This is a genomic window from Kitasatospora sp. GAS204B, from assembly GCF_029892155.1.
Taxonomy (GTDB): Bacteria; Actinomycetota; Actinomycetes; order Streptomycetales; family Streptomycetaceae; genus Kitasatospora.
The window spans coordinates 36,463-50,048 of sequence record NZ_JARZAG010000022.1 but is presented as its reverse complement, the minus strand read 5'-3'; the positions used below and the strand labels follow the sequence as shown (position 1 = coordinate 50,048).

Below are 13,586 nucleotides of genomic sequence, written 5' to 3'. Positions count from 1 at the left end.
AGTGGAGCAGCAGCCCACCGCCGAGCTGAACCAGCCGGCCCAGCCGTCCGGGCAGGCGTCACCGGGGCAGGAGTACCGCCCCAGCCCCCTGCAGCAGGAGCGCGAGCGGTTCCGCCGGACCCGCAAGCGGCGCAACAGCTGGATCGCGACCCTCTGCACCCTGGCCTTCCTGCTGGCGGTGGGGGCGGCCGCGGTCGCCTCGCCGGGCTGGGACCGGGTGCACAGCCTCTTCCTGGACGGCGCGGAGTTCCGCAGGACGCTTCCCGCGATCCTGAGCGGCTTCCTGCTCAACATCCAGATGTTCCTGATCGCCGAGGTGCTGATCCTGGCCCTGGGCCTGCTGGTCGCGCTGGTGCGGGTGACCCGCGCGCCGGGCCTGCAACCCGTGCGGCTGGCCGCCACCCTGTACGTCGACGTGTTCCGCGGGGTGCCGACCCTGCTGCTGGTCTTCCTGGTCGGCTTCGGACTCCCGGCGCTCCAGTTGCAGGGCACCCCCACCCAGCCGTGGGTCCTCGGGGTGATCGCGCTGGTGCTCTCCTACGGCGCCTACGTCGGCGAGGTGCTGCGGGCCGGGCTGAACTCGGTGCACCCCGCGCAGCGCAACGCCGCGCGGGCGCTCGGCCTGAGCGAGGCGCAGACCCTGCGGCGGGTGATCCTGCCGCAGGCGGTGCGCAACGTGCTGCCGCCGCTGCTCAACGACTTCATCGCGCTGCAGAAGGACACCGCGCTGGTCGCCGTGCTCGGGCCGCTGGAGGCGCTGCGGGTCGCGCAGATCAAGGCGGACTTCGCGTTCAACTACACCCCCTACCTGGGGGCGGCGCTCCTGTTCATCGCGGTGACCATCCCGCTGACCAGGTACGCCGATCGACTGCAGCGCCGTGCGGCGCAGCGCACCTGGGCGGAGGCGGGAGCATGAGCGAGCCGTTGCTGCGGATTCGCGGCCTGCGCAAGAGCCATGGTTCACGGCTGGTCCTGCGCTCGATCGACCTGGACGTCGCCGAGCACCAGGTGGTCTGCCTGATCGGCGGTTCCGGCTCCGGCAAGTCGACGCTGCTGCGCTGCGTGGACCTGCTGGACGTGGTCGACGACGGCACCGTCCACCTGGGCGCGACCGAGCTGACCGATCCCCGCCTGGACGCGAACGTCGCCCGCCGGCGGATCGGCATAGTCTTCCAGGCCTACAACCTGTTCCCGCACCTGAGCGTGCTGGACAACATCACCCTCGCGCCGCGCCAGGTGCACAAGGTGCCGCGCAAGCAGGCCGAGGAGTCGGCGCGGGAGCTGCTGGCGCGGCTGGGACTGGCCGACAAGGCGCACGACTACCCGGACCGGCTCTCCGGCGGCCAGCAACAGCGTGCCGCGATCGCCCGCGCGCTGGCCACCGAACCGGAGTTGCTCCTCTTCGACGAGATCACCTCGGCACTCGACCCCGAACTGGTGGGAGAGGTGCTGGACGTGGTCGCGGACCTCAAGCAGCGGGGCCTGACCATCCTGATGGCCACCCACGAGATGGGCTTCGCCCGGGAGGCCGCCGACCAGGTCTGCTTCCTCGAGGACGGCGTGATCCGCGAGCAGGGCACCGCGGAGCAGGTGCTCACCGACCCGCGCCACGGGTCGACCCGGCGCTTCCTCTCCCGCGTGCTGGAACGGTAGGGACTGTCGGGGGACGGCCGCGCGGCAACACGGCTGCTGCGGCCACGACTTGACCGACCATGATTCGCCACGGCTATTTGACGCAGCGACATGTCGGCGCCACCGTCCCGCGCTACCCTCTCCCGCGTACATGCCAGAAGGCCCACCCCCGCTCCCGGAGGTCCCATGTCCTTCCTGCCTGCGCTCGCCCGTCCGGTTCGCCGCGTGGCCACCGTGCTCGCCGCCGTAGCCTTCGCACTGCCACTCGCCACCGGGTCGTCCCTCGCCGCCGACACCGGTGGCCTCTCGCTCGCCGCCGGCACCTCGGTCGGCCTCCACAACACCTACGACGACACCACCCAGTTCCCCTTCCTGGCCAACGCGTTGGACACCGGGGCCTCGCTGATCGAGCTGGACACCTGGGTGGATCCCTTCACCCACGAGTGGAAGGTCAGTCACTCCAACCCGCTGGGCAACAAGAACAACTGCGTCGACGCGACCACCACCGCCGACCTCTACCAAGGTGGCGCCAACAAGGACCTCGGCAGCTGCCTGGACGACATCCGGATCTGGCTCGCGGCCCACCCCGGCCACCCGCCGATCATGGTCAAGCTGGAGATGAAGGCGGGATTCGACGCCACGATCGGCCTCGGCCCGACCGAGCTGGACGCGCTGGTCCAGGCCCACCTGGGCGCGGACGTCTACCGCCCGGCCGACCTGCTGGGCGGCTACCCGACGCTCGACGCGGCGGCGCGCGCCGGGAACTGGCCGACGCGCTCGGCGCTGGCCGGGAAGGTGATCCTGGAGGCGATCCCGGGGACGTTCGAGATGAACAACCCCTTCGACCACCTGTGGACCGACACCGAGTACGCCCAGCACCTGGCCGCGCTCCAGGCGGCGGGCACGCTCGACCAGGCGCAGATCTTCCCCTCCGTCCTCGGCGCCGCCGCCGGCGACCCCCGCACCCGCTACCCCGACACCTCGCTGCGCCCGTGGTTCGTCGTCTTCGACGGCGACGCGCACGCCTTCGTCGACGGGGGCATCGACACCTCCTGGTACGACACCAACCACTACCTGCTGGTCATGACCGACGCCCAGAACGTGAACCCCACGCTCTCCGACACCGCCCCGAGCCAGGCCGACGCACTCGCCCGGGTGGCCCGACTCGCGGCCGCGCACGCCTCGTTCGTCTCCTGCGACTGGACGGGTCTGCCGACGGTGTTGGGTCAGCAGCTCCCGCGCGGCTAGGACGGGACCCGGTCCGTGACGGCGAGGCCCGCCGTCACGGACCGTAGGCCGATCGGGGACAGCCGGGCGTGGCTCCACGGCAGGCGTGAGCAGCTTCTGTAGACCGGTGCTCGGGGAATCTACCGGAGGTACGTCATGGACTGCTCGAGGACCCAGCTCTCCCGCCGTGGCACACTGCTCGCCGGTGCCGGCCTCGCCGCCGCGGCCGGACTGGGCCTGACCACGCCCGCGAGCGCCGCCACCGCCCGCCCGGCGCGGCATCTGACGCCACGTCAGCTCGCCGGACAGCGAGTGATCTTCTCCTATCCCGGTCCCACCGTCCCGCAGAGCCTGCTCGACGCGATCGCCGCCGGCGAGTGCGGCGGGGTCATCCTCTTCGGCGAGAACGTGACCGGCCTGCCGCAGATCACCGCCGCCGTCCAGCAGCTGCACGACGCCAACCGGAGCAGCCCGGTGGATGCCCCGCTGCTGGTGATGACCGATCAGGAGGGCGGCCTGGTGCGGCGGTTGCCCGGAGCTCCGGTGCTTTCGGCGAAGCAGATCGGTGCGTCCGCGGACCCGGCGGCGACCGCGGCGAGCGCCGGCCATGACGCCGGGCTGCTGCTGCGCGGGGCCGGAGTGAACCTCAACCTGGCGCCGGTGCTGGATGTCTTCCGTACGCCCGGCGACTTCGACGACCAGTTCCAACGGTCGTTCAGCTCGGACCCGGAGGTGGTGGCGACCTGCGGCCGGTCCTTCATCGGGGCGCAGCAGGCCGTCGGCGTCGCGGCCACCGCCAAGCACTTCCCGGGACTGGGCCCGGCCACCGCCCAGCAGAACACCGACCTGGGACCGGTCACCCTCACCACACCGCTGGCCGACCTGCGCAGCATCGACGAGCACCCGTACACCTCGGCGATCGCCGCCGGAGTCAAGCTGGTCATGGTCAGCTGGGCGATCTACACCAACCTGGACCCGGGCGTTCCTGCGGCCTTCTCCCCGCGGATCATCCACCGGGAGCTGCGCCGGCGGCACCGCTTCGAGGGGGTGACCGTCACCGACGCGATCAACGCGGGCGCGATCAGCGCGTTCGGTACCCCTGCGCAGAACGCGGTGACGGCGGCCCGGGCCGGGATGGACCTGATCCTGGAGGCGACCCGTGACGTGTCGCACGGACAGGCGGTGGTCGAGGGGTTGGCGAGCGCGTTGGACTGCGGCGACCTGGCACGAAGGGAGTTCGAGCAGGCGCTGCACCGGATCGTCGACCTCCGGAACACCCTGCGCTGAGCCGCTCGGCCTGGTCAGCGGGCAATTCCTGCGGAGCCGTCGGGGGAGAGGGCGGGCAGGCGGACGGTGAACGTCGCACCGCGTTCCGCCTGGCCGCCGCCGCTCGTGGTGGTCGGGCCGACGCTGATGGTGCCGCCGTGGGCGGTGGCGATGTCGCGGGCGATCGACAGTCCGAGCCCGGTGCCGGTGGCCTCTCCGGCGTGGCGGGTCCGGGCGGCCTGGAGGCGGACGAAGCGGTCGAAGACGCGGTCGCGGTCCTCGGGCGCGATGCCCGGGCCGTCGTCGGCGACGGTGAGGACGGCGGTGGCCGGACCGTCCGTGGTCACGGTCACCTCGATGTGCTGGTCGGCGTGGCGCTCGGCGTTGTCGAGCAGGTTGCGGATCAGCCGGGTGAGCTGGTCGGGGTCGCCGAGGACGTGCACCGTGCCGGTGGCGTGCGGCTCGACGGCGACCCGCGCCGGCGCCGCGTCGATCGCGGTCCGGGCGAGCGCGGCGAGGTCGACCGGCTCGCGGTGGCGCAACAGGGTGTCGTCGTCGGAGCGGGCCAGCAACAGGAGTGCGTCGACCAGGCGTTGCAGCCGGGTGGTCTCGGCCACGGTACGGCTCGCCAGTTCGGGCCAGGGGGCCAGGTCCGGGTGGGCGAGACCGACCTCCATCGAGGTGCGCACGGCCGCGAGGGGGGTGCGCAGTTCGTGGGAGGCGTCGGCGACGAAGCGGCGCTGGCGGGCGGCGGAGGCCTCCAGGCGGTCGAGCATGGTGTTCAGGGTGCGGGCCAGGCGGCCGATCTCGTCGTCGCTGTCCGGCTCGGGGATCCGCCGGTGCAGGTCGCTGCCGGTGATCTCGGCGGCCTCGGCGCGGATCCGTTCGACCGGGCGCAGGGTTCGGCCGATCAGCAGCCAGGAGACGCCGACCGAGCCGAGCAGGACCAGCGGCACGACGTAGAGCAGGTGCCCCTGGATGTCGTTGGTCAGGATGCCGAGCAGTTCGGTGGAGCCGCCGGCGTAGACGACCACCGGCTGCGTGCCGATGACGTAGCGCTGGGCGATCACCTGTTCGTCCCCGTGGCCGGGCGCGCCGGGTGCGGGGTGGGGCGAGGTGCTGCCGGGGGCCAGTGTGTAGAGGGCGGGCTGGCCCGCGACGTTGGCGGTGGCGGCGATCACCGTGCCGTCCGGGTTCACCACCTGGGCCCACACGGTCCGGTCGCCGGGGGAGGGCGGCAGCGGCTGCGGCCAGCGCCCGTCGACGGCGGAGTGCCCGACCGAGTCCGCGTAGGCGTCCAGCGTGGTCACCACGTTCGACCGGACCGAGCTGACCAGCGTGATGACCAGGACGGCCGTGGCGAGCGTGACGGTCACGGTGATGGCGAGCGTCGCCAGCAGCGTGAGCCGCAGCCGCAGCGAACGGCTAGGCGTGCTGCGGGTCGTGCTGCGGGTCGTGGTGCGGGTCAATGCGGTACCCCGATCCTCGGACCGTCTCGATGGTGCGGGTGGCGAACGGTTGGTCGATCTTGCGGCGCAGGTGGTGCACGCGGACCTCGACCACGGCCGGGTCGGCCTGCGAGGCGGTGTCCCAGCAGTGTTCCAGCAGTTCGCTCTTGGAGACGGCGCGACCCTCGGCCCGCAGCAGGTACTCCAGCACCGCGAGCTCACCCGGCGTCAGCGCGATCGCCCGGCCGGCGCGGCGGACCACCCGGGTGGCCGGATCCAGCGTCAGCTCGCCGGCCCGCAGCAGGGCCGGGCGCGGGGGCGCGCCGCGCCGCAGCAGCGAGCGGATGTGGGCGAGCAGGACCGGATAGACGAAGGGTTTGGTCAGGTAGTCGTCGGCGCCCAGGTCCAGTCCCTCGGCCTGGTCGAGGGGTGCGTCCATGGCGGTGAGCATCAGGATCGGCGTCCAGTTCCCGGCTTCGCGCAGCCGCGCGCAGATCTGGTAGCCGTCCAGGCCGGGGAGCATGACGTCGAGGATGATCAGGTCGAAGTCGTGCTCGGTCGCCTGCCAGAGCCCCTCGGTGCCGTCGGCCGACAGCTGCACGGCGTAGCCCTCGGCCCGCAGTCCCCAGGTCAGGGACGCCCCGAGGGCCTCGTCGTCTTCGATCACCAGGATGCGCATGGCTCAAGCTTGCCCGGACGGGTGGGTGCCCGCCGCGCTCATCGCGCCGTCGTGCTCGTACTCGCCGTCGTGCTCACCGCTTTCGTGCTCCGCGCCTTCGTGCCCCGCGCCTTCGCGCTGCGGGTCCGCCGTCGGGGCGCTCGGCTCGACCCGCAGCAGCCGGGCGGCCCAGCCGGGCAGGTACCAGTTGGCGCGCCCGAAGAGCACCACCAGCGCCGGGGTGAGCAGGGTGCGCACGACCAGGGCGTCGATCAGCACGCCGGCCGCCATGCCGGTGGCCATCATCTTGATCGTCACGTCCGGCGAGGAGGAGAGCGAGATCAGCGCCAGGAAGAGGATCAGCGCGGCGCTGGTGACCAGCCGTCCGGTCCTGGAGACGCCTTCGACCACGGCGTCGTTGGTGCGTCCGGTGCGATCGAAGGCCTCGCGGATCCGGGACAGGATGAACACCTCGTAGTCCATCGACACCCCGAACAGGAAGCCGAAGAGCAGCATCGGCACGAACGGGCTGATCGATCCGGTCGCCGGGATGCCCCACAGGGCGTTCGAGCCCCAGCCGAGCTGCCAGACGAGCACCAGCACGCCGTACGCGGCGCCGACCGACAGCACGTTCAGGGCGACGGCCTTGGCGGGCAGCAGCAGCGAGCGCATGCCCCGGGCCAGCAGCACGAAGGTCAGCAGGGCCACCAGGCCCAGCAGGAGCGGGAACCAGGAGGACATGATGTGGGCGACATCGCTCGCCTGGACCTGGTCGCCGCCGATCATCGCGTTGTGCGGCGCCGCGGCGCGCAGGTTCGCCAGCGCGCTGCCGGCGTGGGCGGTGCCGATCTCGCTGTTGGGCAGGCCCATGATCACCGAGCTGCCGGCGTGCTGCCAGGCCGGGGTGTTCGCGACCAGGACGCCGTGCAGGTCCGGTACGGCCCGCAGGGTCGCAGCGGTGCTCGCGGGGTCGGTGCCGGCCGGGAGTTCGATCGGGACCGGGGTCAACACGCCGGTGGGGAACCCGTCGTGCTGCAGCGCGACCAGACCCTGCTGCGCCGGGCCGTTCGCGGCCAGTGAAGTGGACGCCGGGGCGGCGATGTTGATGGTCAGTCCGAAGGCGCACAGGGTGCCCAGGATGCCCGCGCCGAGCAGGGCCGCGGTCTTGGGCCAGGCCACGATGGTGCGCGCGGTGCGGGTCCACATGGTGTCGGAGGCGGTGCTCCTGCGGTGGTGCAGCCGGATCCGGTCCAGGCGCGGCCCGACGGTGACCAGCAGCAGCGGGATGGTGGTCAGCGCCACCAGCGCCGCGATGGAGGGGATGAACAGGCCGGACAGGCCGACGCCTTGCAGGAACGAGACGGGGACCACCATCAGCGCGAACAGTCCCAGCGAGGCGATCAGCGCGCTGAACGCCACCGAGTGCCCGGCCTTGTGCAGCGAGTGCAGCACCGCCTGCCTGTTGTCGGCGCCTTGGTCGCGCTCCTCGCGCCAGCGGTTGACCAGCAGCAGCGCGTAGTCGATCGAGAGGCCGAGGCCCAGCAGGGCGACGATGAACTGCACCGAGGGGTTGATGGCGATGTTGGTGGCGTAGGTCAGGCCCCAGACGGCCAGTTGCATGGTCAGCACGGAGATGATGGCGGACAGCAGCGGCAGCAGGGCGAGGGCGGAGCCGAACACCCAGGCCAGCACGAGCAGGGCGAGCCCCACACCGACCAGCAGCTCGGTCAGCACGCTGGACCCGCCGCTGGTGCCGCCGGCGCTGAGCTGCTCGATGCCGGTCTGGTGCACGGTGGTGCCGGGGACCGCGTGGGTGATCGCGTTGCTCATCGCGTCCAGCACCGGCGGGGCGACCGCGATGCCGGGCTCGGGCGGGTAGACCATCACCAGGGTGGAGGTCCCGCCGGCGCCGACCAGGGCGCGGTCACCGGTGTTGGCGAAGGACAGGTCGCGCACCCCGGGGACGGCGGTGGCGGTCCGGTCGGCGGCGGCGAGGCCGGCCGCCACGGCGGGGCTGTCGGCGGTGGCGCCCCGCGGCAGGTCGACGACCAGCACGCTGGGGTTGGCGCCGGCCCCGCCGTACTCCTTCGCGATCGCGGTGTTGGCGTGGTAACTGGCCGTGTTGACCGTGGTACCGCTCTTGAGACGGCCGGCGACCTGGGGCGCGATCAGCACCCCGACGACAGTGAGCGCGACCCAGGCCAGGCTGACCCACACGCGATGCCGCATGACGAACGCGGCGAAGCGTTCCACGAAGAACCACCTCCAGGAGCGGGCTGGTCCGCAGGGGCACGGGCCAGCGACGTTCACGACGCTAGGAGGGGGCACCTTTCGATTCCCTTAACCGGCCGGTCTCGCGTTGGGGCCTCGCATCATGCAGTCTGCTATAGCAAATTTGCTGCCGCTCAGAGAGGCCAATGATGCTCGCTCGTCGCTCTCGCTCTCGCTCCGCCACCGCCCTGGCGGTCACCGCCCTCGCCCTGGGCGCGGCCATGGCCGGCTGCTCGAAGAGCTCCACCTCGGCGCAGCCGCCCGCCGCCGCCACCCCCGCCGCTCCGGCGGCGGTCGCCGACCTGGTCACCAAGTCGCACGGCGAGTCCGGGCTGATCATGTACGGCAACGCGCCGACGGCCGTGATCCAGCCGCTGCTGGACGACTTCACCAAGACGTACCCGTGGATCAAGCCGGCGTACTCGCAGCTCTCGGACAACCAGGTCTACAGCAAGTACCAGTCCGAGCACGCGCAGCAGGCCCGCAGCGCCGACCTGCTGATCTCCGACTCGATCGCCCAGGTGCTGCAGGGCGAGCAGAACGGCCTGTTCGCCGGCGTCACCCCGCAGGGCCTGGCGAACTTTCCGAGCTACACCGACCAGGGCCACGGCGTGTACGTGATGTCGCCCGACCCGGTGCTGGTCGCCTGGAACACCAAGGAGCTGTCCGGGAGCCAGATCCCCACCAGCTACGCGCAGTTGGCCGCGAGCGTCAAGAACGACCCGTCCCACTTCCCGCTGGTCAGCTACTCGCCCAACAACCCGCTGGGCTACGAGGCGGTCTACGGCCTGACCCACATCCTGGGCGCCGATACCGCCTACGGCCGGCTGGACGCCTACGGCCCGCACACCAGGACCATGGACGAGGGCCTGGACGGCATGCAGTACCTGGCCCAGGGCGGTGCCTCGGTCGCCTGGCTCTCCAGCGGGCTGGCCCAGGCCGTGGTCCCGCAGTACAAGGGCCTGGCCGACTACGGGTACATGAGCGACGCCACCCCGCTGGTGCCGCGGCTGATCACGCAGACCGCCGGCGCGGCGTCGCCCGCCTCGGCCCAGCTCTTCCTGGACTACCTCTACAGCGCCGAGGGCCAGCAGGTGATGTGCGCGGCCGGGATGGAGGCCTCGATGAACGACTTCCGGTCCGCGAGCGGCTGCACCGCGGATCTGACCGATCTGGCCAAGCACGTGCCCGCCAACACCACCTACCTCGTCCCGGTCTCCCAGGACGTGGTCGACCAGCAGAAGGCCATCACCGACCGCTGGAACAAGGCCCTGGGCCACTGACCCCGCCATGACCCCGCACCCGCACCCGCACCCGCACTCGCACCCGCACTCGCACCCGCTTGCCGCCGCCCCGGTCGCCCCGCGCGACCGGCGCCGCCGCCACCTCCCTCAGGGACCCGGCCAGTACCTGGTCTGGGCCGCGGTCGCCGTGCTGACCCTGGCCCCCCTCGCGCCCCTGGTCGTCACCTCGCTGCGCTCCAAGCCCTACTACCTGCCCGGCGGCGTGTTCAGCGTCGACGCCTACGGGAAGCTCTTCGCCGATCCGGCGTTCCGTCAGGCCGCCCTGAACACCGCCCTGTTCGCGCTGACCGCCACCGCACTCGCGGTGCTGCTCGGCGCCACCTTCGCCGTCCTGGTCACCCGCACCAACCTGCCCGGCCGGCGCTGGCTGGGCCCGGCCCTGTCGGCCCCGCTGCTTATTCCGCCGCTGGGACTGATCGTCGGCTGGGAGTCGCTGTACGGACCGGCCGGTTACCTGACCCAGCTGTGGTCCAAGACCCTGCACCTGCCCGCCTGGAATCTCACCTCGCTCCCCGGCATGTCCGTGCTCGGCGCGGTGGTCACCCTCCCCATCGCCTACCTGACCTGCAAGGCGGTGCTGGAGGGCGCGGACGGCACGCTGGAGGACGCCGTGCGCGCCTCCGGCGGCGGAACGCCGCGCGTCCTGCGCACCGTGACCGTGCCGATGCTGCGCACCGCCCTGCTCGACAGCGGGATGCTCATCTTCACGCTCTGCCTCGAGGTGCTGGGCATCCCGCTCTTCCTGGGCCGCCCGGCGCACATCAGCTTCATCGCCAGCTACCTCTACGACACGTGGTCCAACAGCGCCGTCCCCGACCCGCCGATCGTCTCCGCCGGCGCGATCCTGCTGCTCGTGGTGGCCTCGGCCATCCTGATCACCCGCGGCCGGCTGCTGCGGCACGCCGCCCGCTACACCGCCGGCACCCGGGCCGCCCCGCCGGCCCGTCCCCTGGACCTGGGCCGCTGGCGGCTCCCGGCGGCGGCGGGCATGGCCGGCTTCGTGGCCCTGACCTGCGTGATCCCGCTGCTGGGCCTGGCCCTGATGTCATCGGTCACCGACCTGACCACGCTGGTGGCGCCCTGGCACCTGTGGACCGGCGCCAACTGGCACCAGATCTGGACCGATCCCACCCTGCACCGCGCGATCACCGACAGCCTGCTGGTCGCGGTGGTCGGCAGCGTGGCCACCGTCGCGCTGGTGGCGCTCGCCACGGTCGTCGCCCACCGCTCCCGCTTCCGGCTGCGCCGCACCCTGCCCGCGCTGCTGGTCTACCCCCGCGCCACCCCCGGCATCGTCTTCGGCGTCGGCTTCTTCTGGCTGTTCCTGATCGTCGACTGGCCGGGCGCGCTGCTGCGCAACAGCCTCTGGGGCGAGCTGCTCGCCCTGTGCGTGCGGAACATGACGCTCGCCTACATCGTCCTGAGCCCGGCGCTGGCCCGGATCAGCCCGGAACTGGCCAGGGCCGCCGCCGGCTCGGGCGCGAGCTGGTGGACCACCACCCGCCGCATCACGCTGCCGTTGCTGCGCCCGGCGCTGCTCAGCGCTCTGGTGCTGATGTTCGTCACCCTGGTCAGCGACTACGACCCGGTGGTGTTCCTGACCAAGCCCGGCACCGAACTGCTCGGCACCACCATGCTCCAGACCTGGTCCAAGGGGCTCCCCGGGCCGGTCGCCGCCCTGGCTCTGGTCCAAGTCCTGCTGGTCGCCGGCGCCTTGGCGATCGGCCTCGGGTGGACCCTGCGCAAGACGAGTGCAGCAAGCAGGGCACGCAAGACAGGTAAGACAGGCAAGACAGACAAGATGAACGAGACGAGCGAGAGAGGCCGCCATGCCTGAGATCTCCGTCCGCCGGCTGACCCAGGCTTTCGGGTCCGCCCGCGTCCTGGACCAGGTCGACTTCACCGTCCCCGACGGCGAGTTCGTCACCCTGCTCGGCCCCAGCGGCTGCGGCAAGACCACCACCCTGATGTCCATCGCCGGCTTCCACACCCCCGACGCCGGCACCATCGCGCACGGCGACCGGGTGCTCTTCGACGCCGCCGCGCGCCGCAATCTCCCGGCCGAGCAGCGGGAGTTGGGCGTGGTCTTCCAGTCCTACGCGCTGTGGCCGCACCTGACGGTGGCACAGAACGTGGGCTTCCCGCTGAAGATCCGCCGCGTCGGCAAGGCCGAGATCACCCGCCGCGTCGGCGAGGTCCTCGACCTGGTCGAACTCGGTCACCGTGCGGCCGCGCACCCGCACCAGCTCTCCGGCGGCCAGCAGCAACGCGTCGCGCTGGCCAGGGCGCTGGCCCACCGGCCCAGCGCGCTGCTGCTCGACGAGCCGTTCTCCAACCTGGACGCCAAGCTGCGCGAACGGGCCCGCGAATGGCTCGGCGAGCTGCAACGCGAGCTCGGCATCAGCACGGTCTTCGTCACCCACGACCAGACCGAGGCGCTCGCCATGAGCGACCGGATCCTGGTCATGAACGGCGGTCGCATCGTTCGTGCGGGCACGCCCGAGGAGGTCTACCACCGCCCCGGCAGCCGGTTCGTCGCCGACTTCCTGGGCCGCTGCAACTTCGTGACCGGCACCGCCCGCCGGACCGGCGCCGACACCGTGCTGCTGGAGGTCCCGGGGCTACCGGGCGGCATCCCCTGCCACGGCGAAGCCGGTTCCGCGCCCGGCATCGCGACCGCGGCGATTCGACCCGAGGCGCTCATCCTCAGCGAGCCGCGAACCGGCGCGGGTGGCGCCGGTTGGCAGGCCGAGGTCACCCAGCTGACCTTCCTCGGCGACCACTATCTCTACACCCTCCAGGTGGGACCGCATTCCCTCCAGGCCCTCAGCACCCGCCGCGTCCACGGCGTCACCGTCCAGGTCACGCCGGCCCCCGCCGCCGCCAGTCTCGTCACCGACGAGCCGGTCCCTGCCGACCGCGAAGCCGACCTCGGACGGGCGGTGGCTCCGTCCGTGCTACGTGCTGTTTGACAAGTGTGCTGTAGCAGACAACAAATGGGTCATATGACGCTTCCAGCCCTCAGCTCCCAGACACTGGCCGACCAGGCGTACCGAGCCCTGCGGGCGGCGATCATCCAGGGCGACCTGCCGTGGGGCGAGAAGATCACCGAGCGGGGCCTGGCCGCCGGCCTCGGCGTCAGCGCCACCCCCGTCCGCGAGGCCCTGCGCCGGCTCGAGCAGGAGCAGTTGGTCGAGCACACCGGGCCCCGCTCACTGCGGGTGGCCACGGTCTCCCCGCAGGCCCGAAGCGAGAGCGGGCTGATCGAGGCGTCCCTGGAGGGAGTGGCCGCCCGGTTCGCCGCCCAGAAGGCCACCGCCAAGCAACTCGACCGGCTGGAGCGACTGCTCGACGACGCGGACGCGGCGGGCTTGGCACTGCGCGCCGAGCGCGACGTCGGCCGACAGCTCAACCCCGACAAGGTCGAGCGCGTCTTCACCGCGCTGCGGGACTTCCACGACTTGGTGGAGGCCGCGGCGGACAACAGCCACCTGGCCCGCGCGCTGGACCAGGTCCGGGCCTTCAGCCGCTCCGAGCGGCTGGAGATCACCGTGGCCCAACTCGCCGCCGGAGCCTCGGGGCCGATCCAGCGCTACGGCCAGCACCGCGAGCTCCTCGCCGCGCTGCGCGCGCATGACGGCGACCGCGCCGAGCAGTTGGCCCGTACCCACGCGGCCGCGGGCGTCGCGGACCTCGCCGGCTGGGACGTCTGAAGCGGCGCGTGCGGTGCCCGCAGTGCCCGCAGTGCCCGCAGCGCCAGCGCGTGGTCCGATAGCGGTC

11 protein-coding genes are annotated in these 13,586 nt (G+C 72.1%); 8 read left to right on the top strand and 3 right to left on the bottom strand.

Going from position 1 to position 13,586, the window contains the following annotated elements:
* Nucleotide 1 precedes the first annotated feature (1 nt).
* The 4 genes from P3T41_RS26495 (at nt 2) to P3T41_RS26480 (ending at nt 4,146) form a co-directional block, all read left to right on the top strand.
* A complete protein-coding gene (locus P3T41_RS26495; RefSeq protein ID WP_280693017.1) occupies nt 2-916 on the top strand; it encodes an amino acid ABC transporter permease in 915 nt (304 codons plus the stop codon).
* Nucleotides 913-1,653: an amino acid ABC transporter ATP-binding protein gene (locus P3T41_RS26490; protein WP_280693016.1), complete on the top strand. Its 741-nt coding sequence runs from the start codon at nt 913-915 to the stop codon at nt 1,651-1,653. Before P3T41_RS26495 ends, P3T41_RS26490 begins: the two co-directional genes overlap by 4 nt.
* Before the next feature lie 165 nt (nt 1,654-1,818).
* Nucleotides 1,819-2,880, top strand: a complete 1,062-nt coding sequence (locus P3T41_RS26485) for a phosphatidylinositol-specific phospholipase C domain-containing protein (protein ID WP_280693015.1) — start codon at nt 1,819-1,821, stop codon at nt 2,878-2,880.
* A 135-nt stretch (nt 2,881-3,015) separates the two neighbouring features.
* On the top strand, nt 3,016-4,146 hold the full coding sequence (locus P3T41_RS26480; protein ID WP_280693014.1) for a glycoside hydrolase family 3 N-terminal domain-containing protein: 1,131 nt from the start codon (nt 3,016-3,018) through the stop codon (nt 4,144-4,146).
* A gap of 14 nt (nt 4,147-4,160) precedes the next feature.
* On the opposite strand, the gene P3T41_RS26475 is transcribed toward P3T41_RS26480, so the two are convergent.
* Genes P3T41_RS26475 through P3T41_RS26465 form a run of 3 tightly spaced genes read right to left on the bottom strand, consistent with a single transcriptional unit; the run spans nt 4,161 to nt 8,484 of the window.
* Nucleotides 4,161-5,594 carry a HAMP domain-containing sensor histidine kinase gene (locus P3T41_RS26475; protein WP_280693013.1) on the bottom strand — a complete coding sequence of 478 codons (1,434 nt, stop codon included), beginning with the start codon at nt 5,592-5,594 and terminating at the stop codon, nt 4,161-4,163.
* A complete protein-coding gene (locus P3T41_RS26470; protein WP_280693012.1) occupies nt 5,551-6,252 on the bottom strand; it encodes a response regulator transcription factor in 702 nt (233 codons plus the stop codon). Before P3T41_RS26470 ends, P3T41_RS26475 begins: the two co-directional genes overlap by 44 nt.
* 3 nt (nt 6,253-6,255) lie before the next feature.
* The gene (locus tag P3T41_RS26465) at nt 6,256-8,484 is read right to left on the bottom strand and encodes an MMPL family transporter (RefSeq protein WP_280693011.1); all 2,229 of its coding nucleotides are present in this window, start codon (nt 8,482-8,484) and stop codon (nt 6,256-6,258) included.
* Nucleotides 8,485-8,651: 167 nt separating this feature from the next.
* On the opposite strand from P3T41_RS26465, the gene P3T41_RS26460 reads away from it, so the two are divergent.
* Genes P3T41_RS26460 through P3T41_RS26445 form a run of 4 tightly spaced genes read left to right on the top strand, consistent with a single transcriptional unit; the run spans nt 8,652 to nt 13,519 of the window.
* Nucleotides 8,652-9,785, top strand: a complete 1,134-nt coding sequence (locus P3T41_RS26460; RefSeq protein ID WP_280693010.1) for an extracellular solute-binding protein — start codon at nt 8,652-8,654, stop codon at nt 9,783-9,785.
* A 7-nt stretch (nt 9,786-9,792) separates the two neighbouring features.
* Nucleotides 9,793-11,643: an iron ABC transporter permease gene (locus P3T41_RS26455; RefSeq protein WP_280693009.1), complete on the top strand. Its 1,851-nt coding sequence runs from the start codon at nt 9,793-9,795 to the stop codon at nt 11,641-11,643.
* A complete protein-coding gene (locus P3T41_RS26450) occupies nt 11,636-12,778 on the top strand; it encodes an ABC transporter ATP-binding protein (protein WP_280693008.1) in 1,143 nt (380 codons plus the stop codon). Before P3T41_RS26455 ends, P3T41_RS26450 begins: the two co-directional genes overlap by 8 nt.
* A gap of 33 nt (nt 12,779-12,811) precedes the next feature.
* Nucleotides 12,812-13,519 carry a GntR family transcriptional regulator gene (locus P3T41_RS26445; RefSeq protein ID WP_280693007.1) on the top strand — a complete coding sequence of 236 codons (708 nt, stop codon included), beginning with the start codon at nt 12,812-12,814 and terminating at the stop codon, nt 13,517-13,519.
* The last annotated feature ends 67 nt before the right edge of the window (nt 13,520-13,586 follow it).